The organism is Bacteroidota bacterium, from assembly GCA_018266835.1.
Classification (GTDB): Bacteria; Bacteroidota; Ignavibacteria; order Tepidaquicellales; family Tepidaquicellaceae; genus JAFDZO01.
This window is the reverse complement of the sequence record JAFDZP010000001.1, coordinates 45,291-70,745: the sequence shown is the minus strand read 5'-3', so window position 1 is coordinate 70,745 and position 25,455 is coordinate 45,291. Positions and strand designations below refer to the sequence as shown.

Annotated in this window: 25 protein-coding genes; 5 read left to right on the top strand and 20 right to left on the bottom strand. The window is 33.9% G+C overall.

The window, feature by feature from the left end:
• Positions 1-3: 3 nt before the first annotated feature.
• The 11 genes from greA to gcvH form a co-directional block, all read right to left on the bottom strand.
• Positions 4-486, bottom strand: coding sequence for a transcription elongation factor GreA (greA, locus tag JST55_00310; protein ID MBS1491915.1), 483 nt, complete (start codon positions 484-486; stop codon positions 4-6).
• A 59-nt stretch (positions 487-545) separates the two neighbouring features.
• Positions 546-1,808 carry a bifunctional 3,4-dihydroxy-2-butanone-4-phosphate synthase/GTP cyclohydrolase II gene (locus JST55_00305; GenBank protein MBS1491914.1) on the bottom strand — a complete coding sequence of 421 codons (1,263 nt, stop codon included), beginning with the start codon at positions 1,806-1,808 and terminating at the stop codon, positions 546-548.
• Positions 1,809-1,825: 17 nt separating this feature from the next.
• Positions 1,826-2,155, bottom strand: a complete 330-nt coding sequence (yajC, locus tag JST55_00300; GenBank protein MBS1491913.1) for a preprotein translocase subunit YajC — start codon at positions 2,153-2,155, stop codon at positions 1,826-1,828.
• Between the two features lie 157 nt (positions 2,156-2,312).
• Positions 2,313-3,446, bottom strand: coding sequence for a tRNA guanosine(34) transglycosylase Tgt (tgt, locus tag JST55_00295; protein MBS1491912.1), 1,134 nt, complete (start codon positions 3,444-3,446; stop codon positions 2,313-2,315).
• Positions 3,447-3,571: 125 nt separating this feature from the next.
• Positions 3,572-4,300: a glycosyltransferase gene (locus tag JST55_00290; GenBank protein ID MBS1491911.1), complete on the bottom strand. Its 729-nt coding sequence runs from the start codon at positions 4,298-4,300 to the stop codon at positions 3,572-3,574.
• A 31-nt stretch (positions 4,301-4,331) separates the two neighbouring features.
• Positions 4,332-4,535: a 50S ribosomal protein L28 gene (gene rpmB, locus JST55_00285; GenBank protein MBS1491910.1), complete on the bottom strand. Its 204-nt coding sequence runs from the start codon at positions 4,533-4,535 to the stop codon at positions 4,332-4,334.
• Positions 4,536-4,545: 10 nt separating this feature from the next.
• Positions 4,546-4,749: a hypothetical protein gene (locus JST55_00280; GenBank protein ID MBS1491909.1), complete on the bottom strand. Its 204-nt coding sequence runs from the start codon at positions 4,747-4,749 to the stop codon at positions 4,546-4,548.
• 78 nt (positions 4,750-4,827) lie between these two features.
• Positions 4,828-5,859, bottom strand: a complete 1,032-nt coding sequence (gene plsX / locus JST55_00275; protein MBS1491908.1) for a phosphate acyltransferase PlsX — start codon at positions 5,857-5,859, stop codon at positions 4,828-4,830.
• A gap of 121 nt (positions 5,860-5,980) precedes the next feature.
• A complete protein-coding gene (rpmF, locus tag JST55_00270) occupies positions 5,981-6,160 on the bottom strand; it encodes a 50S ribosomal protein L32 (GenBank protein ID MBS1491907.1) in 180 nt (59 codons plus the stop codon).
• 15 nt (positions 6,161-6,175) lie between these two features.
• Positions 6,176-6,685 carry a DUF177 domain-containing protein gene (locus JST55_00265; protein ID MBS1491906.1) on the bottom strand — a complete coding sequence of 170 codons (510 nt, stop codon included), beginning with the start codon at positions 6,683-6,685 and terminating at the stop codon, positions 6,176-6,178.
• Positions 6,686-6,784: 99 nt separating this feature from the next.
• Positions 6,785-7,168, bottom strand: a complete 384-nt coding sequence (gene gcvH, locus JST55_00260) for a glycine cleavage system protein GcvH (protein ID MBS1491905.1) — start codon at positions 7,166-7,168, stop codon at positions 6,785-6,787.
• 233 nt (positions 7,169-7,401) lie between these two features.
• Between gcvH and alaS the strand changes: the two genes are divergently transcribed.
• From alaS to JST55_00235, 5 genes are all read left to right on the top strand, one after another.
• Positions 7,402-10,152 carry an alanine--tRNA ligase gene (gene alaS, locus JST55_00255; GenBank protein MBS1491904.1) on the top strand — a complete coding sequence of 917 codons (2,751 nt, stop codon included), beginning with the start codon at positions 7,402-7,404 and terminating at the stop codon, positions 10,150-10,152.
• 11 nt (positions 10,153-10,163) lie between these two features.
• Positions 10,164-11,153, top strand: a complete 990-nt coding sequence (locus tag JST55_00250; protein MBS1491903.1) for an NTP transferase domain-containing protein — start codon at positions 10,164-10,166, stop codon at positions 11,151-11,153.
• 11 nt (positions 11,154-11,164) lie between these two features.
• Positions 11,165-12,775 carry a DUF885 domain-containing protein gene (locus tag JST55_00245; GenBank protein ID MBS1491902.1) on the top strand — a complete coding sequence of 537 codons (1,611 nt, stop codon included), beginning with the start codon at positions 11,165-11,167 and terminating at the stop codon, positions 12,773-12,775.
• A 478-nt stretch (positions 12,776-13,253) separates the two neighbouring features.
• A complete protein-coding gene (locus tag JST55_00240; protein MBS1491901.1) occupies positions 13,254-13,586 on the top strand; it encodes a hypothetical protein in 333 nt (110 codons plus the stop codon).
• Positions 13,587-13,676: 90 nt separating this feature from the next.
• Positions 13,677-16,007, top strand: a complete 2,331-nt coding sequence (locus JST55_00235) for a TonB-dependent receptor (protein ID MBS1491900.1) — start codon at positions 13,677-13,679, stop codon at positions 16,005-16,007.
• A gap of 76 nt (positions 16,008-16,083) precedes the next feature.
• On the opposite strand, the gene JST55_00230 is transcribed toward JST55_00235, so the two are convergent.
• The 9 genes from JST55_00230 to JST55_00190 form a co-directional block, all read right to left on the bottom strand.
• Positions 16,084-16,593 carry a hypothetical protein gene (locus JST55_00230; GenBank protein ID MBS1491899.1) on the bottom strand — a complete coding sequence of 170 codons (510 nt, stop codon included), beginning with the start codon at positions 16,591-16,593 and terminating at the stop codon, positions 16,084-16,086.
• A gap of 71 nt (positions 16,594-16,664) precedes the next feature.
• Entirely contained in the window at positions 16,665-18,143 is a 1,479-nt protein-coding gene (locus tag JST55_00225; GenBank protein ID MBS1491898.1) for a polysaccharide biosynthesis C-terminal domain-containing protein, read from the bottom strand.
• The gene (locus JST55_00220) at positions 18,143-19,204 is read right to left on the bottom strand and encodes a hypothetical protein (GenBank protein MBS1491897.1); all 1,062 of its coding nucleotides are present in this window, start codon (positions 19,202-19,204) and stop codon (positions 18,143-18,145) included. The genes JST55_00225 and JST55_00220 overlap by 1 nt, the downstream gene beginning before the upstream one ends.
• 19 nt (positions 19,205-19,223) lie before the next feature.
• On the bottom strand, positions 19,224-19,961 hold the full coding sequence (locus JST55_00215) for an amidohydrolase family protein (GenBank protein ID MBS1491896.1): 738 nt from the start codon (positions 19,959-19,961) through the stop codon (positions 19,224-19,226).
• Entirely contained in the window at positions 19,961-20,863 is a 903-nt protein-coding gene (locus JST55_00210) for a methionyl-tRNA formyltransferase (protein MBS1491895.1), read from the bottom strand. Before JST55_00210 ends, JST55_00215 begins: the two co-directional genes overlap by 1 nt.
• A 10-nt stretch (positions 20,864-20,873) precedes the next feature.
• Positions 20,874-21,836 carry an NAD-dependent epimerase/dehydratase family protein gene (locus tag JST55_00205; protein MBS1491894.1) on the bottom strand — a complete coding sequence of 321 codons (963 nt, stop codon included), beginning with the start codon at positions 21,834-21,836 and terminating at the stop codon, positions 20,874-20,876.
• A 5-nt stretch (positions 21,837-21,841) separates the two neighbouring features.
• On the bottom strand, positions 21,842-22,822 hold the full coding sequence (locus tag JST55_00200) for a hypothetical protein (GenBank protein ID MBS1491893.1): 981 nt from the start codon (positions 22,820-22,822) through the stop codon (positions 21,842-21,844).
• A complete protein-coding gene (locus JST55_00195; protein ID MBS1491892.1) occupies positions 22,823-24,523 on the bottom strand; it encodes a glycosyltransferase family 39 protein in 1,701 nt (566 codons plus the stop codon).
• Positions 24,524-24,558: 35 nt separating this feature from the next.
• Positions 24,559-25,455 carry a PorV/PorQ family protein gene (locus JST55_00190; GenBank protein MBS1491891.1) on the bottom strand — a complete coding sequence of 299 codons (897 nt, stop codon included), beginning with the start codon at positions 25,453-25,455 and terminating at the stop codon, positions 24,559-24,561.

The window sequence follows — 25,455 nt, the reverse complement described above, 5'->3', positions numbered from 1 at the left end:
TTTTTAAACAGGTTTTTGAATTTCTAAGATTTCGTATTTAACTTTTCCAACAGGAACTTCTACTTCAAATTTATCACCGACTTTCTTTCCCATTAAAGACCTTCCGACCGGAGATGTAACTGAAATTTTATCCAGCTCGAAATCTGCTTCTTCAGGTGACACCAACACATAAGTTATCACTTCGTTGATAGATTTATCTTTGACTTTCACGCTTGAAAGAATTGTAACTTCGCCTTCAGCAAGTTCTTCCGGAACCACAATCTTTGCTCTTGAAAGCATTTCTTCAAGCTTGGAAATCTTCATTTCAAGATGGCCTTGCTCTTCTTTTGCTGCATCGTATTCAGCGTTCTCGCTTAAATCTCCATGTGAACGTGCCTCGGCAATCTTTTCAGCCATTCTTTTCCTTGCATTAGTCTTTAACTCTCTAAGTTCGTTTTCGAGTTCCACTAATCTGCTTCTTGTCAGATAAATAATTTCAGATTTCATTGTTAGTTTTGCATAAAATTTTACTTATAAAAATTATTTTAATTACCCTATGGGATTTTTTATCTTACTTTCTTTCTTACTCTTTTTTCTTTTGTATCAACTAATATCAAATGCCCCATCTTGTCTCTTTTTGTCTTAAGATAATTCTCGTTTGTCTTATTAGCTTTTATTTCAATCGGAGTTCTTTCTACTATATCCAGACCGTAAGCATTTAACCCGACAACTTTTTTAGGATTATTAGTAAGAAGATTTATTTTTCTTACTCCTAAATCTCTTAGTATCTGCGCGCCGATTCCGTAATCTCTTAAGTCCGGCTTAAAGCCTAGCTCTTCGTTTGCTTCAACTGTATCTCTTCCCTGCTCCTGTAAATTGTATGCTTTCAATTTATTGAGAAGACCGATTCCTCTGCCTTCCTGTCTCATATATAATAAAACTCCGTTGCCGTTTCGTTCAATAATTTTTAATGACTGAGTAAGCTGGTCTCTGCAATCGCATCTGAGTGAACCGAAAATATCTCCCGTTAAACACTCTGAATGTACTCTAACAAGAACAGGTTTACTGCTGTCAATTTTTCCTTTGACCATAGCAACGTGTTCTTTATTATCAACTACGCTTCTGTAAAGAATAATCTGAAAATCCCCAAACCTCGACGGTAAATGTGAATCTACCATACGCTCAACTAAAACTTCTCTTTTCAATCTGTATTTTATAAGGTCACGAATTGTAATAATTTTTAAATCATGTTTTGCGGCAATTTCGAACAAATCGTTCATGCGTGCCATCTCGCCGTTATCTTTCATCACTTCACAAAGAACTCCGGCAGGATAATGTCCCGCAAGCTTGCTCATATCAACAACTGCTTCAGTATGTCCCGCTCTGCGAAGCACACCGCCTTTAGTTGCTTTAAGAGGAAAAATATGTCCCGGTCTTCCCAAGTCATCAGGATTTGTTTCAGGGTCAATTAAAGCCTTAATAGTTTTATCTCTGTCCGATGTAGAAATTCCTGTTGTAGTTCCTATTCTGTAATCAACGCTTATTGTAAAAGGCGTAGCATGAAGCGAAGTGTTATTGTTTGTCATCATTTTCAAATTCAATTCATCAAGTCTGTCTTCTTCCATAGGAACACATACCAGTCCTCTGCCGTATTTTGCAAGGAAATTAACATGGTCAGGAGTAGATTTCTCTGCTGAGAAAATCATATCGCCTTCATTCTCTCTGTCTTCGTCATCAGTTACTATAATTATTTTGCCTTCAGCATAATCTTTTAATGCTGCTTCAATAGTACTGACCTTATTTTTATTTGTATTTTTTACCAGCTTCATTTTGTAAACCTTTGCTATTATTTTTTAGCAGGTACAACATCTGTAACACCAACAATAGTTGCAATTGCGCTTCTATCCATTTTCAATTTCATATTTTCTGCAACCTTTACTAATACTGTTGCTTCTTCAAGTCCTTCAACTGTTCCGTGAATTCCAGAGCTTGTAATAACTTTATCACCTTTTTTAAGTGACTGCAATAAAGCCATTCTTTCTTTCTGTTTCTTTTGCTGAGGTCTTAATATTAAGAAATAAAATATAACTATAATTAAAACGAACGGGAGTAATGATGATACTATAGAACCCATATCGCCGCCGGGAGCTGCCTGTAATAATACTAAATGATTCATTTATTTTTTATATTTTGAATTTTGTTTTTCTTCCAACTTTTCAATTGTAATGTAAAGTGTGGTATAAATTATTGTAAGTAATACATAAGGAACCAGAAAAAACCATTTTATTAACCAAATAGTTTCTAATCCACTTCCGGAATATAATAGAATTAATTTAAGCACTTTTACTTTTATACTTCTCTAAAAACTCTTTTTTAAAATCTAAAAATCTTTTTTCTTTTATTGCTGTTCTTATGTTTCGCATCAGGTTGAGATAAAATCCTATATTCTGAATTGATGCTAACTGCGAGCCCAGAATCTCTCCTGCAATAAATAAATGCCTTAAATATGCATATGAAAAATTTTCCGATGTATATGTCTTGCACTCTTCATCTATACAGCTGTGGTCATTTTTGTACTTGGCGCCTTTAATATTTATCTCGCCTGTTGTTGTAAAAATCCTTCCGTGTCTTGCATTTCTTGTAGGCATTACACAGTCAAACATATCGACACCTCTTTCAACACTCTCGAGCAGATCAATCGGAGTTCCGACTCCCATTAAATATCTCGGCTTATTCTCACTCATTGTATCGGTGCAGTAGTCTGTAATCTCGTACATTATCTCATTCTCTTCACCGACAGCAAGTCCGCCGATGGCATTCCCTGCAAAATCTATACTATCTAATTCTTCAATCGTTCTCTTTCGTAAATCCTTATACGTTCCGCCCTGATTAATCGAAAATAAAAACTGTCTGTGACCGTATCGGTCTTCAGAATTTTTATAAGCATCAAAACATCTTTTTTCCCAGCGTAAAGTAAGCTCGATTGATTTCTCAGCTCTGCTTCTTTCAACTGGATAAGGCATACATTCATCTAAAGGCATCATTATATCAGAACCGATTGTTCTTTGTATCTCAATAACTTTTTCGGGACTGAACATGTGTTTCGAGCCGTCCAAATGCGAGGAGAACTGAACACCTTCCTCACTAATCTTATTCATCTTTGATAAGCTAAAGACCTGAAATCCCCCGCTGTCTGTTAACAGACTTCGGTTCCAGTTCATAAACTTATGCAGTCCTTTTGCACCATTCATCACTTCCATTCCGGGACGCATATATAAATGATATGTGTTTCCAAGAATTATTCGCGCATCCATTTCGGTAAGCTCACGCTGCTCAATTGCTTTCACAGTGCCTAAAGTCCCTACCGGCATGAATACAGGAGTTTCGATTTCGCTATGGTCAGTGTTTATCACACCAAGCCTTGCCTTGCATCCTTTTTCTTCTGACTTATAAAGAACCTGAAACACTTCGTGTTAGTTAAAAGTTAATAAAGTTTTTAAAGTTCATAAAGTCTATGTGTATGGTTTTCAAACTTCTTAACTTATAAACTTTGTACTTTATAAACCTTAAGAACTTTAAAGACCTTATTCCATCAACGTACTGCTTCCCATTCACTGCTTGAACTCTTATGAAAAAGAGTTACCCAGATTGAATTCTTCAGCCAGTCATAAACAACTCTTGTATATCCAAACTTTCTGTAACGCCTTGGAGATTCAAATATCGGAATATCCCTCATAAAATGAATCTTGCCGTGCTTGCGCAGGCGTTTGTATAAATCAAAATCCTCTCCTGCAAAAAGCTTTTCATCGTAACCGGCGACCTTCTCGTAAAACTCACGTTTAACGATATGGCACTCGCCTCTTCCCATTCCCATAAAAAATTTGTTAAGCATTATAACATAATTATTATAGAATGTATGGAAAGCTTTATCGAATAATTTTTCTTCTTCCGGAAAGACGTATATCGGACAGGCAATAGCTGCGATTTTATCATCCTTCAGAACTTCAAATATTCTTTCAAAGAACTTTTTTTTATCAGATATTCTTGTATCGGCATTAAAAAAAATAAGAACATCTCCCCGGGAAATGGATGCACCATTATTTCTTCCCTGAGAGATGTTCTGTTTAACTTTCTCTTTATGTTCGATTACACTGCAGGCGTAGTTCTTCACTTTTTCAAGTGTCTTATCTGTGCTGCCCCCGTCGCTGACTATAAGTTCTAAGTTGTACTTCTTTATGTCCTCATCGGTAAACTGTCCTAATACATTCGATATCAGTTTTTCCTCATTAAGGGCAGGGATAATTACGCTTGCCTTTACCATTAAAAAAATCGTATTGTTAAAAGAGCTTTTCTTAAGCGGTTTTGATGCCGGCTTTATCAAGAGTTTTTAAACCTCTTGCAGAAACTCTCATCTTAACCCATCTTTTTCCTTCTTCGTCCCAGATTCTTTTAACCTGTAGATTCGGAAGTTGTCTTCTTTTTGATTTGTTGTTAGCGTGAGAAACATTGTTCCCTGATAACGGCCTTTTGCCTGTTACTGCGCATACTTTTGACATTTTTCGCTCCTTATCCTTTATATGGTTTATAAGTTGACTCGTAAACTCTCTGGTTTCTGTCTAAGAATCTGAATGAGCCTTTTCCGTTCGGAATAGCGTCAACAAGTCTTACGTTTACGATCTTTGTTTCTTTGCCTGTGTCCGGGCACATAACAATTAAGTCGCCTTGTTTCTTTTTGTTTGCTTTATCAGCAAATGATTGTACTTTTGCCATTGTTGTTTATTAGTAGTTGTTAATATAAAATTTTAAACTTGTATTTTAAAGTCTATAAGGACTGACTGAATTCCTGTTTTATTTATTAATCTCTTCTCTTATCTTTCCGCAGACATCTTTTCTAACCACTTCCTCTGCTCTGTAAATCATATTCCTGATTGCAAGCGGTGAGGATTTTCCATGTCCGATAATCGAAACTCCGTCAACACCAAGCAACGGAACTCCGCCGTACTCCTGATAATCAAAATCTTTTAAGATAGTTCGCATAGTTCCCTGAATCATTCCCATCTTTAACTTATTCATCAGACTCTTATCTGCATAACTTCTGAACTTTGCTTTAAGCAGATCTAAAACTCCCTCAGCAAATTTCAGAATTATATTTCCTACAAATCCGTCACAAACAATTATATCAACTTTACCGTTGAGTACATCTCTTCCTTCAACATTTCCTACAAAATTCACATCAGCTTTTTCAAGCAGCTCTGCAGCTTCAAATGTTAACTCGTTGCCTTTTGTTTTTTCTTCACCGACACTTAAAAGTCCTACTGTAGGATTTTTAACATTATAAATCCTCTCCATAAAAATCTTTCCCATAATAGCGAACTCTTTAAGATGTATCGGCTTGCAGTCAACTGAAGCGCCTACATCGAACACCATTGTCTTGGAATTATTAGAAGGAAAAATTGAACCGATAGTAGGTCTTCCTACACCTTTTATTCTTCCGAGCTTAAGTGTGCTTGCTGCCATCACAGCGCCGGTATTACCGCCGCTTACAAATGCATCTGCTTTCTTATCTTTTAAAAGAGCGAGCCCTACGTTTATTGACGAATTGGGCTTTGACTTATAAACATCAGTCGGAGAGTCATCCATTGTTACAACTTCATCTGCATGAACAATTTCAATGTTGGAACTTCCGCCCTGCTTAGCCAATTCTTTTTCAAGAACATCTTTTTTTCCTGTAAGAATTATTCTAAGCTCATCACCTCTGTCTTTGCAGGCCATAATTGCGCCGGCAATTTCATTAACGGGAGCAAAGTCCCCTCCCATAGCATCTACAACTACACTAACTTTTTTGTTTGAACTTGTATTTGACTCTCTTGACGTATCCATTTTGGTTAGACTGAAATATTTTTTACAACCGTCTCTTAAAAATAAAAATTCAGATAACAAGTTTATTATCTGAATTTTATCTTATGTAAAAATTTAAAGTCTTCTGAAGTCTGTTGTAAGCTTATTTTCTTGGCAATACAATGCTCTTGCCGTCATAAAATCCGCAATTTGAGCAAACTCTGTGCATCATTTTCGGCTCACTGCAATTCGGGCACTTCATTGTTGAAGGCGCAGTTGCTTTGTAATGAGTCCTTCTTTTTCTTCCTCTTGTTTTTGAGTGTCTTTTCTTTGGATTTGGCATTTTAGTATGATTACTTTATTTATTTTTTAAACTTTTGAGTTTCTCCCATACGGGATTTTCTTTTTCTTCTTCAGGCTCTTCTCTTTTGAAAAGCTCGTTTATATCTCTTCCGCACCTTGTGCAGACATCATTTATCTCTTCGGGAGCGTGTTTCATGGGCACTGCAAGAATTATGTACTCTGCAACATCTTCATCCAGACTTATAAAAACTGTTTTAGGCGATACAAACTTTATTGTATCATCTTCGTTTTCTTTTAAAAGCTCTTCATCGTGTTCAAATTTGTAAATCATGAAGAACGGGATTTCAAACTCCGTCTCATAATCTTCAACGCATCTGTCGCAGGTTAAAATATATTTACCTTTGATATCAGCTTTTATGGTTATCTGTCCCGCGGATTTGTAAAGAACTGCTTTAACTTCTATTGCTGAAGGAAGAGTTATTCCTTCGTATTTAAAATTTTCTAACTTCTCGAGGAAGTCAAAATTGTGTTCACCGTCTTTTAGGTTTACTACATTAATCTTCATTTTACAATACTCCTCTTCGCTTCAAAATAAACTCTAACCAAATAAAATCTTAAAAAATTTCTCTTAATCTGTTCTTATCTTCTGTTTTACCTATGAAAATTATTGTCCGATTGTTTCTGAATAAGATGTGCTGTCCATTAAGTTGGCAAGCTCGTCTGCATTTGATGGTTCAATTTTAATCATCCAGCCTCTTTCATAAGGGTCCTGATTAATTATTGAAGGGACATCATTAATGCCTGTGTTTATATCCGTAATTGTACCTGATATCGGGCTGAAAATTTCTGAAACTGTTTTCACAGCTTCTATAGTACCCAATACATCCCCGGCGTTAACCACATCGCCGACTGCTGCTGTAACATCAAGATAAATTATATCACCAAGCTCGCCCTGAGCAAAATCTGTGATACCCATTGTTGCAACTGCGCCATCAACGTTAACCCATTCGTGATCGCTTGTATATTTTAAATTTTTGGGGATATTCATAATCGTTAAATTTGAATAAGATTTGAGTAAGTAACAAATATATTAAAAATATAGGTTTTATTCAATCTATTTAGAAGTGCGTTTGGAAGATTTATTTTGCAGAAGAAGTGTAAATATTCCGGAAAACAGCTATAGCCCGTTATTTTATTGATTTTTGATTAAATCCCCCTTTCTTTACATTTAATCTTTAATGAAATAAACGTAAATTTGATAAATATTAAATATTTTAGCACTTGAAATCTAAAGAAATCAGAGATTCGTTTTTAAAGTTTTTTGAAGATAGAGGCCATAAAATTGTCCCATCTTCTTCTGTCGTGCCTTATGACGACCCTACATTGCTGTTCACAAATGCAGGTATGAACCAGTTCAAGGATGTTTTCCTTGGAGTAGGAACCCGCGACTATAAGCGCGCTGCCGATACACAAAAATGTATCCGTGCAGGCGGTAAGCATAATGACCTGGAAGAAGTCGGATTTGACGGTTATCATCATACATTTTTTGAAATGCTCGGCAACTGGTCGTTCGGCGACTATTATAAAAAAGAAGCTTTAACATGGTCATGGGAGCTTCTCACAAAAACATGGGGAATTCCGAAAGACAGGCTCTGGGCAACTGTTTATAGAGACGATGACGAATCATATGAAATCTGGAAAAATGAAACTGACATAGACCCTTCGCATATATTACGCTTCGATGAAAAAGATAATTTCTGGGAAATGGGCGACACGGGTCCATGCGGTCCGTGCTCTGAAATCCACATTGACCTGACTGAAGACGGCTGCACTGCCAACGATGTAAATTCGGATAATGAAAACGTAATAGAAATCTGGAACAATGTATTCATCCAATATAACAGAGATGAAAACGGTGTTCTCACTCCCCTTCCGAATAAACATGTTGATACAGGTATGGGATTTGAACGTGTATGCCGCGCTCTGCAAAAGAAAAAATCAAATTACGAGACTGATGTTTTCACTCCAATATTAAATAAAATATCTGAACTTACAGGAAAAAAATACGAGGGAGATAATATTTCTCCTATGAATATTTTAGCTGACCATATACGCACACTTGTATTTGCAATAAGCGACGGAGCAATTCCTTCAAATGAAGGTAGAGGATATGTACTAAGAAGAATTTTACGCAGAGCATCACGCTTTGCCCGAAAGCTTGATTTTCACAGACCAATTTTATGGCAGCTTGTTGATACTGTTGCAGAAAACTTCGGATATATATTTCCAGAAGTTGCACAAAAGAAAGAGGACTCAAAAAAAATAATAAAAGCAGAAGAAGATAGCTTTAATATTACTCTTGATAGAGGTATTGAGTTATTCAACAATATATTAAGGGGAAATATTCACAAACAAGTTGAAGATGTTGTGAATAGAGAATTAGGAGGATACAAAATATTTTCAGGAGAAGATGCATTTAAACTTTATGATACTTATGGTTTTCCAGTTGATTTAACTCAAGTCATGGCTAAAGAAAATGGTTATGAAGTTGACATGGATGCCTTCAACCTTGCTATGAAAAGGCAAAAAGATATGTCAAGGAAAGCACAGAAAGACTTAACTATGCAATTTCAATTTTCAGATGGAGACGAACATAAAATTAATATAGATTATAAATATGTTCCATGGGAATATGACGGTAGTGAAGTTGCAACAAATGTACTTGGAACTGTACTCGTGGAAGAAGCTCAAAAGATGAGAATATATTTATGGAAAAATCCATTTTTTGCGGAGTCCGGTGGCCAAATTTCGGATACAGGAAAACTTATTACTGAAGATAAAGATACTCTTAACGTAATACAGTCATTACAAAATAGTGTGATAATTGATAGACCTTATGAATTTAAAAAAGGGTTTGATGTGAAAGTAAAAGTAGATTATGATAGACGACAATCAATAGAACGTAATCACTCTGCAACTCACTTAATGCATGAAGCATTAAAAAGAACTTTAGGAGATACAGTTAAACAAATGGGATCACTAGTTAGTGATGAATATTTAAGATTCGATTTCCCCCATTTTAAGAAAGTCGAAGCCGAGGAGATAAAGAAAATAGAGGATATGGTTAATGAAAAAATCGCCCAAAATATTATTGTCAAAACGGAAATAAAGACCATTGAAGAAGCCAATAAAATACCAAATGTAAAAAAATTATTTACTGAAAAATATGGGGATGAAGTAAGAGTAGTTACAATTGATCCCGATTTCAGTGTTGAGTTCTGCGGTGGTACACACGTAAAGTCTACAGGTGAAATAGGCCTTTTCAAAATTATAAAAGAAGAAAGTATTTCATCGGGGGTCAGAAGAATTTTTGCAATAACAGGAAAAAGTATAATTGATTATCTGAATGAAAAGAATAAAGAACTTTATTCCATTTTAGATTTTTTACCTGAAAATTACTCACAAATTTATTATGCAATTGTTGGTAACTTACAGATACAAATTATTGATTCTGATTTCAAAGATATAAATTTAATGAAAAAGCTCGTTGAAGAGCATAGTTCAATTTTACTAAAATTAAATGAATTAAAAGAAAAATATCTCGAAGAGAAAAAAGAGCTTGATAAGCAGATGTTGAAGCAAAATCTTGAAAAAGCATTTGTGTTACTGGATGAATTAATTAATAAAGCTCCTGAATTAAACGGAAGCAAAGTTTTAGTATCAAAAATAATCGTACACAGCAGTGAAGAATTTAAACTCATTGGTGAAGAAGTCAGAAAAAAATTAAGGAACGGAATTGCTCTGCTTGCTTCAATATTAGATGATAAAATAAATTTAGTATGTACAGTCAGTGATAATTTAATAAGTGATAAAAAACTCAGTGCCGGAAACATTATCCGTGATGCTGCAAAACAGCTTGGCGGTGGCGGTGGCGGAAGACCTCAGCTTGCAACTGCCGGCGGAAAAGATATTAAAAGATTGGATGAAGTTTTAAGTTCTACCTCTGAAGAAATTAAAAAACTACTATCTTAATCATATAAAATATGAAAGCAATAATACCTGTTGCAGGCTTTGGCACAAGACTTAAACCGTTTACTCTTACAAATCCAAAAGTTTTATTAAATGTTGCCGGCAAGCCGATGATTTATTTCGTTGTTGACCAGCTCATAAAAGAAAAGTTAGTCGATGAAATAATATTTGTAACAGGATACTTAGGTGATAAATTTGAACACTATATAAAAAAGACATTCGATTATAATTATAAATTTTTAATTCAGGAAGAACCAAAAGGCCTGGGGCATGCAATTCACTCAGCAAAACCGGGCTTCGATAAAAATGAAGACGCACTTATAATCCTGGGTGATACTCTGTTTGATGTTAATTTAAAAGAACTTACTTCAACTGATAAATCAGTTATTGCTGTTAAGAAAGTAGAAGACCCACGAAGATTCGGAGTTGTAGAAACGAATCAGGAAGGATTAATTACACGCTTCATAGAGAAACCTGCATCAAAAGAAGTATCCCCTTCCAATGAAGCTATTACCGGTATTTATTATTTAAAGAATTCTGATAAACTGTTCGAGGCGCTTGAACATGTTATCAACAATGAAATCACTGTTAAAGGTGAATATCAGCTAACAGATGCGCTTGAATATATGCTATCAACACAGAAAGAACAAATGATAACTTATCCTATTGAAGGATGGCTTGACTGCGGCAAACCTGAAACAATGCTGGAAACCAACCGTTACTTACTTACAAAGATGAGTAAGAAATATAACTTTGACGGCGACGTAAAAATTATAGAACCTGTTTACATAGGAGAAAATGTTAAAATTGAAAACAGCATCATAGGTCCTTATGCAACTATAAACGATAACTGTCACATCAAAGACAGTAAAATAAAAGACAGCATAATTAATTCACATACTACAATTACTGATTCAATATTGCACGAATCGTTAGTCGGTGAACATTGTAAAATTCATAACCAAAGCAAAAAACTATACCTCGGCGAATACTCCGAGATTTAAACTACTATATAATGGCAAACAATTTCCAGGAATTCTCAGATAAAGCATTTAATACCTTCTTAGAGAAAGATCCCGTTCACGCTTCTTCATTAGGACTTCACGAGCATGACGGCAAACTATCAACATTGTCAATTGAAGAACTCGAATCAGTAAGGAAAGAATTCGGTGAACTATACAATGAATTACTTACTTTTAAAAAGGAAGAATTATCAGGCGACCAGCCTCTTGAATTTGATTTTATAAAATGGATACTTGAATCATATTTTTTTGAGCACGATGAACTTCAGAGTTACAAAAAAAATCCAATGTTTTATGCAGGCGCTTTAGGAAATATCGGACAATACATCAGCCGGGATTATGCACCCTTTGAAGAACGTTTACAATCAGTAATCAATTTACTTGGGGGAGTTCCTACGGTGTTTGAAAACGCTCAGAAAAATCTTGAACACAAATGCGCAGCTCTTCATTGCAAATATGCCAAGCTTTTCACTGAAGGGTATGTTCAGTTTTTCAGGGATGATTTATCTGCTGAAATTAATAAACGTGAAGTATCGGAAGAGTTAATTGATAAATACAATACTGCTTCTAAAACAGCTATTGAATCAATTGAAAAGTACCTTAGGTTTATAGAAGAAACATTGGTTCCTAATGCAGATGATAACTTCAGATTAGGAGAGGATAAATTTCAAAAGATGCTAAGCATTAAAGAACACATTGACCTTCCTATTGATAAAATCAAGAAGCTGGGCGAAATGGAATTGCACCGTCTGCTTAATGAATACAACGAGCTTGTTAATGTAAAACATCCTGGACTGGACCCATATGTTCTTGAAGAAGACCATCCTTCTGCTGCTACACTTGTAGAAGAAACAACAGGAACATTGAATGACCTGATTGAATTCATAAAAGAAAGAGATATCATCGAGTTCCCTGAAAAAATGAATTGTATTGTAACTGAAATGCCAAAGTACATGGGTTTCGGTTTTGCTGCTATGGATACAGCAGGACCTTTTGAGAAATCGGATGAATCTTACTACTATGTGAACCTTCCTGAGAAAGAATGGGATGAAAAAAAGACAGAGGAATGGATGACTCTTTTCAACTTCCCTACTTTAAAAATGATCTCTATCCATGAAGCTTTCCCGGGACACTATACACATTTTCTTTACTCAAATAAATATGCAAACAGGTTCGCTAAAATTTCCATGAGCTACACTTATGTTGAAGGATGGGCTCATTATACGGAAGAAATGATGTCAGATATGGGTTACGATTCATTTGATCCCAAAATGAAACTTGCTCAATTGATTGAAGCGCTTATCCGCTGCTGCCGTTACTTAGTCGCAGTCGGGCTGCACACCGAAAAGATGACCATAGAGGAGGCAGTTCAGTTCTTTATGAAGAACGCATTCATGCCTGAAACAACTGCTAGACAGGAAGCCGAACGTGGAGCATTTGATCCGGGATATCTGAGTTATACACTGGGTAAAATATACCTCAAAAAGCTTAAGCAGATGTTCTTTGACAAACACAAAGATAAAGAGCTTAAAGAATTCCATAAACGAATCGTCTCTATGGGCTGCCCGACTTACAGAATGGCAGAAAAATATATACTGGCATAATCTTTCCTACTAATAGGTAACTTTATTTATTTGACCTGACAGGATTAAAATCCGTCAGGTCTTTTTATTTAAAATAGTCGGGAAATAGTCGGATTATTTACTCAAACAAAAGTTACGACTTCCAAAATTATCATATATTATACATCCCTTCGTTCCATCGCTCCGGTTTTAAAATGAAAGTAACATTATTGTAACATTTTTGTTTAGCTGTTTCAGTATTTAAAAAAAGTCGGATTTTAGTCGGGTTTTTATTTTACCACTATTTTTTTGTAAATTTGACGAATTTTTGCTCAGTTTTAAACTTAAGATTCACTACAGAATAAGTGCTCTTATTTCTAATTAATACAAATTCAAAAATACAATATTTAATTTTTCATTCAAATGAACTCTTCCCTATTAGTGGTAATGAGGTAAATTTATATAATTTTCTCTGCATTGCATTTGCAATTCGTTTGCAATAACTTTAAGTGTGAAAAAATTGCTTTCAATACTGCTTCTGTGTTTTTATGTTTTCGGGATTACGAAACTCGGCTTTGTTTACTCAAGTCACAACTTATTCCATAAAATAAGCAATGAACAGCACAACGATAAAGATTGCGACGGTTCCTGTACTATTATTATTGATGCCGAAAAATCAGATAAGAGCAGTGATACGAAATCAATTAAAATCAGTTTAGATAATTTTTCATCACATACATATACTTATTTCATCTTTGCTCCTCAAATTCCGAAACATACTTTAGCTATTTCTTTTATCAGTTCGTCACCTCAGGAAATAGCAGATTCCCCTTTTCCTCCGCCCAAGATTTAACTTTTCATATCATATCATTCTCTTACAATAAATTAATTCAGTTTTGTTAACTGAGTTACACATCTATTAATTATAACGCTTTATAATTTTATGAAAAGTTTAAAAGTCCTTTCAGCCATACTATTTATTTTTATCTGCTTTCAGAATATTTTTGCTGAAGAATATTATTCGGTTTCAGGAAATATTATCGATTCCGAGACAAACACTTCTCTTCATTTAGCCGAAGTCAGAATGGAAGAGCTTTCAATATCCACAACTTCAAATACAAAAGGAGAGTTTGAATTTAATACAATTCCTCCGGGAAACTATCACTTTATAGTTTCTTTGACGGGTTATAAATCTAATACTTTTTTAATTTACATTAATGCGAACACAACCAATCTTGAGTTCAAACTGGAAAAGACGCTAATCGAAACTCCCACAATAGATGTTACAAGTTCTTTCACTCCAACCGAAATAAAAAACAGTACTTTTTCTTTATCTACAATCAGTCTGCGTGAACTTACAAAGCATCGCGGAGAAATTTTAGCATCTACAATAGAAAATATTCCCGGTATAAATAATATTTCCACCGGCATATCACTTGGAAAGCCGGTCATCAGAGGACTAACTTCACTGGGAGTGATAATTGTTCACGACGGAGTAAAACATGAATCTCAGCAATGGGGAGATGAACACGCTCCCGAAGTTTCGTTATACGATCTTGATAGGATTGAAATTCTCCGCGGACCTGCCAGCCTTGTTTACGGTTCAGATGCAATCGGAGGAGTTATAAATATAATTTCTAAACCGCTGCAATTCTCTTCAGGGAAAAAGAGTATTCTTTACGGAGGATTTGATGCTGCAGGTTACTCAGTGAATGAACAAAAAACCGGAAACTTAACTCTGGGATATGGATTAAGTAACTGGGGAGTAAAGGGACATCTCGGTTATAGAAGCAACAACGACACTAAAACTCCCGATGGAGTCTTAATTACAAACAGTATTAATCCCGATATAAAAGATACAATTACAGGCGGTTTACTTAGCAATAGCGGTGCAAAGGAACTTGAAGGAGGAGTTTCGTTTGGCACAATAGGAAAGTACGGACAGATTGTAGCAGGCTTTGAACTGTTCAACCGTGATATTCAAATGCATGATATTGATCCGCTCTCCACAGCAAATCAAAAAATAAGAACAAAACAATTTGAGCTTAGCGGCGAATTCAGTCTTAATAAAAAATTAATTCTTGAGCCTGTTATTTCTTATCAGATTCAGTCGCGCAAAGAATTTGAAACTAATACAGATAAAGATGAAGATAATGCTTCGTTAAATCTTGAAATGAAAAATTTTCAGAGTGATTTAAGATTGCAGCATATACTTACCAAAGATATTTCTGGAACAATAGGAGCTTCTTTGACATCAACAATAAATGAAACTTTGGGAATAGAAAAACTTATTCCCAATTACAATTCATCAGCTATTGGTTTCTATGTTTCTGAAAAAATGCAGAAGAAATATTTCTCAGTTTCTATTGGCGGAAGATTTGATACAAAAAATCTTAATGTAGAAAATACGGTATTTGAAACAGATTCCCTCGGCAATACATTAAAATCAGTTTCGGATAGGAATCTTAAGTTTAATGCTTTTACAGGTTCTTTAGGAATTGTAACTCACCCGGTAAGTAATATTGATTTATTTGCAAATCTGGGAAGAGGATGGAGAGCGCCATCGGAGTTTGAACTTTTTGTAGACGGAGAACATGAAGGGACAGGAAGAAACGAAAAAGGGTTGATTACATTAGATTCAACTTCAAATCCTAATCCTGAATCTTCATGGAATATTGACCTGGGGTTAAGAGCAAATTTTAAAAAAATAAATGCATCTTTGTCATTTTTCAATAATATCATTAATGATTTCATCTATCCTGCTCCAACCGGGATTTTCGATTCGACTGCAATGCTTCCTGTTTATAATTTAAGGCAGGCAAAAGGGGTCTTTTGGGGGTTTGAATATTCCCTGCAAATTCAACCTGTAAATTTTATTCTGCTTTCCTTAACCGGTGATTATGTAACAGCAAAGAATGATGCAACCGGAAATTATCTGCCTCTTATTCCTCCGGCAAAAAATATTATTGAAGTAAAATTTCAGGAGAGACAGTTTGGGAATTCTATTTATAATCCATACTTCAGTTTTTCAACAAAAATTGTTTCAGCACAAAACCAGGTTAATCCGCTTGAGACTTCTACTGACGGATATGTTTTATTAAAGACGGGAATAGGATTTGATTTTGTTTTATCCAAGTCAATAGCTTCAATGGATTTTTCAATAGATAATCTTGCAGATACAAAATATGTTGACCATCTCAGCAGGTACAAAACATATGCAATGAATCCGGGAAGAAGTTTTAACCTGAAGCTAAGCGCTCCTTTTAATTTTTAATATCATATAACTTCAAATAAAAAAGGCGAACATTATAAGTTCGCCTTTTGAAATCTCTGATATAAAATAAATATTTTTAGTCTATTGTTTCATCCTGAAGAAGGAAGACTGTATCATTATAATAGAAGTATCTTTGGAATCTCCACTGCTTGCCTTCTCTATAAGTAAAAACGCATGTGCCTTCACTGATACTGAATGCAACATCATAAGGAACATCTACCCATTCCACAACATCTTCTTTCATTACCTTAAACTGTTTATCATCTTCATTGATAAGAAATATAACGTTTAATTTATGATCGGGAGTAGATTTGGTTTTGTACGAGATAGTTATATCTGTCATTCCTTCGCCGGAAAAATCACCTGCGCCATAGTTTACGATAACAGCATCGTTCGGTAAAATTTCAGAAATATTATCAATCAAATCCTCGTTAATAATACCATCGAACATTCCGAGCATCTGCTCCATTGATACATCTGCGGATTCAATTTCTTCACTTGGCTCCCCTTCGCCAGTGAGCTGGGAGAATGCCTGCCCGGAAAAAAATAGGAGGAAAAATATAGGGAGTAGATATATATTTTTCATTGGTAAAATTAGATTATATAAACGTAATTAATCGCGGTAAAAAAGTCAAGATAAAAGCTTAAAGTATTACTTTAAGTCTTCTCTCTAACAAAGATTTTCTTTAGGTAATTAAACTGAATTATATTAAATTTTACGCAAAAAAGTAAAAATAAGCTTAATATTACTATAGCAATTATACTATGGTAAAGTGGATTTTTAAAATAATTACTTTGCAGAAAAAAAACTGCGAAATAAGAAATGATAGTTAAAAGAGAGATAATCCCTAATTTTCTTAAATCAAAATCAATTCTGAATAATTGCTGAGACTGGATATAAAGTACAACGAACATTATTACATAAGTAAACAAAGTAGAAAGAGCTGCCCCGGTCATTCCGTAATTCGGAATTAGCCATAAGTTCAATCCCAGATTTGCAGCTAATCCAATAATGGAAATTTTAAGCAGTACATCTGTCCTGTCAGAAAAGAATGGGGCGACTGTTAAGTTTGAATGAAGTCCCGAGAAAAAATATGAAAGCAAAATTATAGGAATGATTTTCAGACCGCTCCAGTAAGCTTCGTTGAGAATATAATAGCCGCTGATTTTTAACTGAACAATCGGTGCAATGAAAAAGGAAAAGAAAAGAAATAAAAATAAACCTGTAAATACAAAGTAGGTGAATATTTTTGAAATAATATTTTTGTTATCGGGATTTTCGGAAAGATTCATGAAATACGGAGTCCACGAAAATTTATAAGCTGAAATTATTAAACTCATAACCGTACCAAGTCTGTAATTTGCGCTGTACACACCAACAACGCTTTCGTTGTAATAATACTTGAGAAAAAATCTATCCGAAATATCTATTACTAAAATAAAAAGACCAATAAAAATAAATTTAAAACCGAACGAAAGCTGTCTTTTAATTTCGTTGAATGAAATTTTTAGTGTCAGATAAGGGCCGGTAACAAACAAACAAATAACTGTAGTGACAAAAACCGAAACGATATAGCTGTAGAAAATTGCTTCAATACCATAGTGCTGGACGATTATTAGAAAAAGATTTAATCCTAGATTTATGATAAGTGTTACAATTGTAAGGTATGTATAAACTTTTGTGTTGAGCTCAGCGCGCAGCAGAAGCAAAGGAATTCTGTAAATGGTATCAAAGAATAGGAGAACTGCAAGAACTTTGATAAGAAACACTCCCTTTATGGTATCTTCGAAATGAAGAAGGTTGTTTATAGTATTGGCGCCGAAATAAATACAAACTGAAAAGATAAAAGATGATATCAATAATGCAGCTAGTATGGAAGAATAAATAACGGATTTTTTTGCTTTATTTTTTTCTTCAATAAAGTACTTCATGAATGAATTTTCGAATCCAAGGCTGTATAGCACTGAAAGAAAAATCCATAGTGACCAGACAATATTAAAAACTCCCCAGTCACCCGGAGTAAAATAATTTGTATAAACAGGGAGCAATAAAAAGCCAAGCGATTTATTGAGCACTAATCCTACTCCATAAATTGCAGTATGCGAAAGCAATGTTTTTATAGGTGACTTAGCCATCAAATAATATTGAACTTTTTATAATATGATAACAGTTTTTCATTCACTGCTTCAAAGGAATGAGTTTCTTCAACCCATTTTCTTCCTTTAACTGCATACTCCTCAACTAATGCCACACTCTTTACAAACTTAACTATATTTTCTTTAAGATTTCCAATATTTGAATTGATAAACGGATTTGAATCCAAAAAATTATAATAGTCATCAAAAAATTCTGTGAATGTCGGAATTCCCATTGATAAATTTTCTATCGAATTTTTCCCATATCCGCTTCCTCCCATTTCTCCCCCAACCTGATCAATTGCTAAATCGCAGCCTGATTTTATTTTTAAGAGTTCTTCCCTATCAATATTTTCCATTAATAAAAATTCAAAGTCACATTCTTTTTTTGCTTTTTCTATTTCAGGCAAAATCTTATCTGTTCCTTTAAATGCGCGGTTTGTCGGCGAGTGAATTATTTTCTTTATATTATTATTCGCCGGTTTGAATTTAATATTCTTTACATCAAAAGGGAAAAAAATATAATTTACTTTACTGTGGAGTAAAAGATGGTCGTATTCGACAGTTAGCAATAAATCAGACATATCTTCAAGTTCTTTGAAAATCCCCCGGGTTCGTAAATCACTTCCAAAGTAGCAGCATACAATTTTTTTCTTTCTCTTTTTTAGTTCTTTTGCAAAGCTGAGATTCCGGAAAAAATCCATTCCCCCGTCAAAATGATAAATATCGTAATCAAACAGATTATATTCTTCAATCAGTTCATTAATTCTTTTTTTATTCTTAGAATCTCTTAAACCGAAATATATTTCTTCAACAATATTTTTTGGCTTATAAATTTTTAGTGCGGGCTCAGATGGAGTTTCAATTTTTTTATCACGCCATTTTTTAGCTAAATTGCTTTGAGGGAGCTCAAGATTTAAAGATATATCTTCTTCGAAGTGTAATTTATTTTTATATATGGTTACAAGATTGGATTCGAAACCGAACTGCCTGTGCATTTTTACAAAATCCATTGGCATTCCGGCGGTATTCTGTGGGGCTATGTGAAGAATTTTTGCCAACTGTGCTCCGCTTAATTTGTTACAATTTCTGAAGCAGCTTCATTGCGTTGCCTGAATATATCAGCTCTTTCTCTTCATTGCTGACTTTTAGTCTGTCAATTATAGGGAGGTAAGATGCAGGTAATCCTAAATTGTAATCACTGCCGAATAAAACTCTTTCTGCACCGAGAGTTTTCACCACTTCATTTACAAAATAAAATTCTCTTACTGACTCAGTACCAAGGTAAACATTCTCATATCCCCCTGCCTTAACATCTTTGGCACATTGCGTACATATTGAAGGCTGGTCTCCGCCAAGATGAGCAAGAATTAATCTCAAGTCCGGAAATTTCTTTGCTGCTTCCAGACAGATTTCATATCCTGCCATTTCTTTCCATCTTCCGCAATGAACAACTATCGGAATTTTCTTTTCTGAAGCAAGATATAAATATTTTTCAAATGATGGATCTGTAATTTTTAATTTATCTATAGAAGGATGAATTTTAAAAAAATGAACATCGGAAATATTTTTTTCTAGAAACTCATCTAATTCTGCATCCTTAGGATTTATCCAGGCATTAAAATAAAACTTATAATCAGTTCGTGATTTTATTTCAGAAAGAAGCTCTGTGTTCGAAGTTCTATCTGTAGGCATACAAATGGCTTCATCAATTCCTGATTTTTTTAACTCAGCGACTGCTTCATCAACTGTAGATTCAAGATTTAAAAAAATCTCGCTCCACTTGCCAATATGTATATGTGCATCAATTATTTTCATTAAATAAATTTATCTCCCGTTAAAAATTCTTTAACAATATTTACCTTCTTTCCTCCGCAGTAAATGTCGCTTGCTTTTATTACCCCGCTCTTTACAGTTATATATATAGCATCACTTTTTACTTCTCTTATCATACCCGGTTTCCCAGAAACATTTCTTTTAGTAATAACTGCATCATTTATAATATATTTCTTATCTTTCAACTTAGTAAATGCTCCCGGATAAGGAAACTTCAGTGCGCGAATTTTATTAAAGACAGTTAATTGTCCTTTACCCCAGTCAATCCTGCATTCCTCCTCAGTTAATCTTGTGTATGGTTTTCTGTTAGTTGTTCTTTGTTTTCTTAATTTTAATTTTCCGTTCTTTAAAATTTTTAGCAGTTCAACTATACTTTTATAAGAATTTTCACTAAATTTTTCATAGAGAGTATTTACGTCGTCTTTTAAAGTGATTTTTATTTTAGTTTCGATTGCAACCGGACCTGAATCAACACCTTCATCAATTTTGTGCAGCGATGCTATTAAATTCTCATCGCCGTTCATAATGGTTCTGGAAATCGGCGCGCGCCCTCTGTATTCAGGCAGCTTTCCACAGTGAAGATTGAATATTCCGTACTTCGGAATTTCAAAAAAATCTTTTCTTAGAATTTTCATGTACCCGACACAAAAACCTATTTCATAATTTCTTACATCAACTTTAAAATCATTGGGGTAATCGGATTCTATGAACTTTATATTGAATCTCTTACAAAGCTTTTTTACAGGAGTGAAAAATACTTTATCTAACTTTTCTCTTTCATATTTATCGTGAGCTATAACTAAATCAGGCGCATAACCTTTTTTAATTAATTTGTTAAGACAAACAAGACTCGAAACGGAATGAATCAGAATAAAGAACTTCATTCAGAAATATTTATGAATACTTTTTATAAAACAAACTTGCTCTTCTTATACCTTCATTTAAATCAACTTTAGGCATAAATCCCAGAAGTTCTTTTGCTTTTTCAATGCTTGGAATTCTAAGCTCAACATCTACATAATTTTTAGGTATATATTTTATCTTAGATTTTGATTTACATATTGAAACAATTTTTTCTGCAAGCGATGAAATAGTTATCGTCCCTTTAGGATTTCCAATATTGAATATCTCTCCTATCGCCTGTTTCTTAGTAAGACATAAAAACAATCCGTCAATCATATCATCTACATAACACCATGAACGAATTTGATCTCCGTCGCCATGAATTTCAATCGTTTTATTCCTGACTGCATTTTTTATGAATACATGTATTGCACCCTCGCCAACCTGACCAGCCCCGTAAATATTGAACGGTCTGATAGTGACCGCGGGATAACCGTATTCTTTATAAAATGAGTGAACAAGATGTTCACCGGCTACTTTGCCTATGGAATATGTCCATCGCGCTTCGCCGACAGGAGCAAAGTTAGTATCGGATAGCTCAGTCGATTTGTACGCATATGAACCAAGTACTTCACTGGTAGAAAAATCAAGAACTCGTTCAAGCTTCGAGGAATATTTTTGCAAAGCTCTCAAAAAGTTAAATGTGCCAACCATATTTACTTCAAGAGTTCTTACCGGACTTTTGATAACAGTATCGATTCCTGCGATAGCAGCAAGATGCACTGCGACCTGAGGCTGAAAGCCTTCAACTGTTTTTTTAATTAAATCTAAATCTAAGACATCACCTTTTACAATTGTGATATTCTTTGATTTTAAATTTTTGTATTTAAGAGAGTCTCTTGAAAAGTTATCGTAAATTAAAATTTCATTATCTTTGTATAACTTAGAAACTAAAGTGCTTCCTATAAATCCTGCGCCGCCTGTTAAAAATATTCTTTTATTTTTTAAACTCAATTTGATTATAAATTAATTTCAAAATTTTTTCTTAAAAATCCGTGAGCAGAAAATCTCTTTTTAAATTTGAACAATCCATCAAGTAATTTTCCGTTTACATCAGATGTGCCTATATCGTAGTACTTGTATTTATTATCGACGCTCCATTCTATAGTATAAAGCAGAAGATTTTTCATAACAGTTGTATCTTTAAATTTTTCACCTGCAGCCAGGTAAAAATTCAAAATAATATTTTTATTTATGACAAATAATACACAAATGCCTGCCAATTCACCGCTAATTTTAGCTTGAAATATTTTAATGTTATCAGGTAAATTTTGTTTCAAGTAAATAAGCTCTTCCCTTGTATGGGTTGGAATTGCACCTTTAAGCTCTCTGTCTTTTTTCAATAGATTATAAATATCAATCAGGTCTCCATCTTTTATATCCTCAATCATTTCATATTCAATAGTATCAACGGGCTGCTTTACAACCTGCTTATAAACTGTATAAGATATTTTATTATGGCTAAAGTCATATAGGTCAATAATGTTAGTTATAGAAACATCTTTGATTTTAAATCCATTTTTAAAAAGTGCATAATCATTTTCTTCATTGCGGCTTGTCATATAAATAAACGGCGGTACAGTCAGAATACAATTTTTAATATCGGTATTAGCAAAATATTTTTTAAAAACATCTACAAGCTGCATATAATCAACAACATTTATCTTGTGCTTCCATAAAAAACCTCCGAAACTCACACCTCTGCACGAAACAAAAGTATCATTTTCAATACATCCGGTTATTATTGCAAACACCCTGTTAGTATCTTTAATTTTTATTTTAAGATGATGCCAGTTAATATTTTTTTTGAATTCATTGTGATACTTCAAAAATTTATCATCATAAAACAAATTATATTGATTTCGGACAAACTCCTTCCATTCAATATCGGTCTCGATATCCGATTGTATTACTTCTAAAGACTGACCTTTTTCAAGCATTTAAAAATTTTTATAAAGTTCGTATCCGGAAGTTTTGCTAATCAAAGTAAAACCTTCAGGAATAAATAATTTTGAATCAGGATAAATAGCGCGGTTAATATTATCTTTCTCTACAATAATAAAATAATTTTTTGCAAGCTGGTTTATTTTTTTTTTAACGCTATCTGTTCCGACTTTCGTATCAATCATGTTAAAGTTGTACCCTGTTACTTCCCTACCCCAATTTAAATCAGCCCCATTAAAATAAAAAGTTAATTGAGGATTATGTCTGTAATCTGTTGAAACATACAGGATATCTTTTTCTTTATTTTTATCAATTTCCGTTTTTATATTGCTTATTTTGTAACCGTCTTCCCAGTACGGTACACGTATGAGATAATAAACATTACTCAAAGCAAATGTAACTAAAACAATCAGAGTAAAAGCAAAATTTAAATTAATCCTCGTAGAAGTTAACCTAAACAAAAACAGTAAGAACAAAACTAAAAACATTACACAGACAAATATTTCCAGTTTAGGTATAAAACCGTTTAACAAGAATTCTTTTATGACAGTCCGGTAGTGCTCAGTAAAATACCAAGTTAGATTCAGGACAAATAATACAAGAGTAAAAATTTTTTCTTTTGAAGATGTTGTTTTAAATTCATATATCAGATTAGCAATAAGAATGCAGGCTGCCGGTAAGAATAGAAAAGAATATGATTCCAGTTTTGTTTTAAAAATAGTTACAATTCCCATTCCAATTATAAACCAGATAGTAACAAATTTTATTTTCCAGTCTATAGTTTTAAAATTCTTTAAGTTAAGGATAATTGCATAAAAAGCTAAAAATCCATAGGGTATAATAGTAAGCACATAATTTACAAAATAAAAAACTCCGGTGCTTTTTGCGTTTTGCTCTATGCCAACAGTAGCTCTCTGATATAAATGAAAATTTAAAATATAATCTAATGCTTCATTACCGTTGTGAACTATTAAATATACGTACCATGGTAACGATATCAGAAGTGATAACCCGGTTATGAACAGAAAATCTTTAAAGGAATATTTTGTTTCTCTCCTGAGAATAAAATACGTGACAAACAAAACAATCGGAACAATTGCGCCAACAAGAAGCTTGGAGAGCAGACATAATCCTGCAGCAATACCGCAATAGATAACGAATTTTTTCTTACCTTCAACTAAATATTTAAAGAAAAAATAAAACGATAATATTACAAAAAAAGTATAAGCAATATCAAACTGGAACCGCTTCGAGAAAATATTAAATAATATATTTGAACTAAAAATAATTGCAGCAAAAATGCCAACTTCCATTGAACGCAGTAACGTTCCTATCTTCATTAAAAATAAAAGGCAAAGCAAAGCGAAAGAATATGAAATTAGTTTTAACGTTACAGCATTGAGACCTGTTACCCGGGAAACTGCGTAGCCTATCCATATTAGTAAAGGAGGATGAGAACCCGAATAATACTTGCCGACTGAGTGGCTTGACTGGTCAAAAAAATCGCCGAACTTTTCTATTGAGAGAACACGGGAGGCATACATACCTTCATCCCATGGCTGAATATCTGTATTAAAAACCGGAGGTAACTTCAGGATTGATAAAAAAATTACTAATACAAAAAAGATTACATAAAAGTTTTTCTTGTCATTTATGTAATCTGAAAATTTTTTATATGAGAGAGGATTAAAGAACATTCTTTCATGTTAACCGGAACAGGAAATTTTATGAATTAAAAAGTAAATCCTAATGAGAACGAATTGCTTGAACCGAATTCATTTTTATACGGGACAAATGCATAATCAAAATTCAAAGACTTGTACTTCAAACCTACACCTGCAGTAAAACTTTTATTTTCATACTGAGTCTGATATCCTGCTCTTAAAAAAACTATTTGTTTGTATCCGGCTTCTACCCCGGTGTGAAGATGAAATATACCGCCATCCATAACTTTAAAACCATCTGCACCGATTAAGTAAGACATATTTCCTTTGCCTGTTTTATAGCTCGCTCCAAATCTTACATATGTAGGCAGCTTTGTTTCTTCATTCTTCAATTCATTCACACTTCCAACATTTGCGACAACAAATGACATATTAATATTATTTTTAGTGTAGTTCGCTCCGAAATCAAATGCCATACCTGATGATTCATCCACATAAATTTTTTCGTACAAAAACTTTGGAGTTACGCCAATAGATAAATTTTCACTTAATTTATAAGCTAAGGATAAACCGATTGACAAATCTCTTGAATTGAACTTATCTATCACTGCTCCCGGCGCAGTTCTTATTTCAATATCGCTTACACTTGCTGAATGTATTCCTACGCCGAATGCAAATTTACTCCAGCTTATTTTTGCCCCGATGTAATCAATTGTATAATCTGCAACTGAAGCATTATGCATCAAAGTAAGGCTGTTATTTGGACCGTTGAATAATCTTGCGGGATTGTAATAAACTGCTGTACCGTCATCTGAGATTGATGATACAGCTTCACCCATCGATATTTCACGAGCGCCGACACCTGTTTTCAAAAATGAGAGTCCTGTATTTCCTGCACCGTCATTCTGAGAGTATGAATAACCTGACACAAATAAAAATGTTACTAAAATTATTTTTCTAAACAT

Bases quoted from the DNA above. Each gene is read 5' to 3' on its own strand.
- JST55_00280 (MBS1491909.1), bottom strand. From the start codon at position 4,749: ATGGCAAAAGTACAATCATTTGCTGATAAAGCAAACAAAAAGAAACAA.
- rpmF (MBS1491907.1), bottom strand. From the start codon at position 6,160: ATGCCAAATCCAAAGAAAAGACACTCAAAAACAAGAGGAAGAAAAAGA.
- rpmB (MBS1491910.1), bottom strand. From the start codon at position 4,535: ATGTCAAAAGTATGCGCAGTAACAGGCAAAAGGCCGTTATCAGGGAAC.
- JST55_00230 (MBS1491899.1), bottom strand. From the start codon at position 16,593: ATGAAAAATATATATCTACTCCCTATATTTTTCCTCCTATTTTTTTCC.
- JST55_00250 (MBS1491903.1), top strand. From the start codon at position 10,164: ATGAAAGCAATAATACCTGTTGCAGGCTTTGGCACAAGACTTAAACCG.
- JST55_00225 (MBS1491898.1), bottom strand. From the start codon at position 18,143: ATGGCTAAGTCACCTATAAAAACATTGCTTTCGCATACTGCAATTTAT.
- JST55_00290 (MBS1491911.1), bottom strand. From the start codon at position 4,300: ATGGTAAAGGCAAGCGTAATTATCCCTGCCCTTAATGAGGAAAAACTG.
- JST55_00245 (MBS1491902.1), top strand. From the start codon at position 11,165: ATGGCAAACAATTTCCAGGAATTCTCAGATAAAGCATTTAATACCTTC.
- JST55_00265 (MBS1491906.1), bottom strand. From the start codon at position 6,685: ATGAAGATTAATGTAGTAAACCTAAAAGACGGTGAACACAATTTTGAC.
- greA (MBS1491915.1), bottom strand. From the start codon at position 486: ATGAAATCTGAAATTATTTATCTGACAAGAAGCAGATTAGTGGAACTC.
- JST55_00200 (MBS1491893.1), bottom strand. From the start codon at position 22,822: ATGCTTGAAAAAGGTCAGTCTTTAGAAGTAATACAATCGGATATCGAG.
- JST55_00190 (MBS1491891.1), bottom strand. From the start codon at position 25,455: ATGTTTAGAAAAATAATTTTAGTAACATTTTTATTTGTGTCAGGTTAT.
- plsX (MBS1491908.1), bottom strand. From the start codon at position 5,859: ATGGATACGTCAAGAGAGTCAAATACAAGTTCAAACAAAAAAGTTAGT.
- JST55_00210 (MBS1491895.1), bottom strand. From the start codon at position 20,863: ATGAAGTTCTTTATTCTGATTCATTCCGTTTCGAGTCTTGTTTGTCTT.
- yajC (MBS1491913.1), bottom strand. From the start codon at position 2,155: ATGAATCATTTAGTATTATTACAGGCAGCTCCCGGCGGCGATATGGGT.
- JST55_00235 (MBS1491900.1), top strand. From the start codon at position 13,677: ATGAAAAGTTTAAAAGTCCTTTCAGCCATACTATTTATTTTTATCTGC.
- JST55_00195 (MBS1491892.1), bottom strand. From the start codon at position 24,523: ATGTTCTTTAATCCTCTCTCATATAAAAAATTTTCAGATTACATAAAT.
- JST55_00305 (MBS1491914.1), bottom strand. From the start codon at position 1,808: ATGAAGCTGGTAAAAAATACAAATAAAAATAAGGTCAGTACTATTGAA.
- JST55_00215 (MBS1491896.1), bottom strand. From the start codon at position 19,961: ATGAAAATAATTGATGCACATATACATATTGGCAAGTGGAGCGAGATT.
- gcvH (MBS1491905.1), bottom strand. From the start codon at position 7,168: ATGAATATCCCCAAAAATTTAAAATATACAAGCGATCACGAATGGGTT.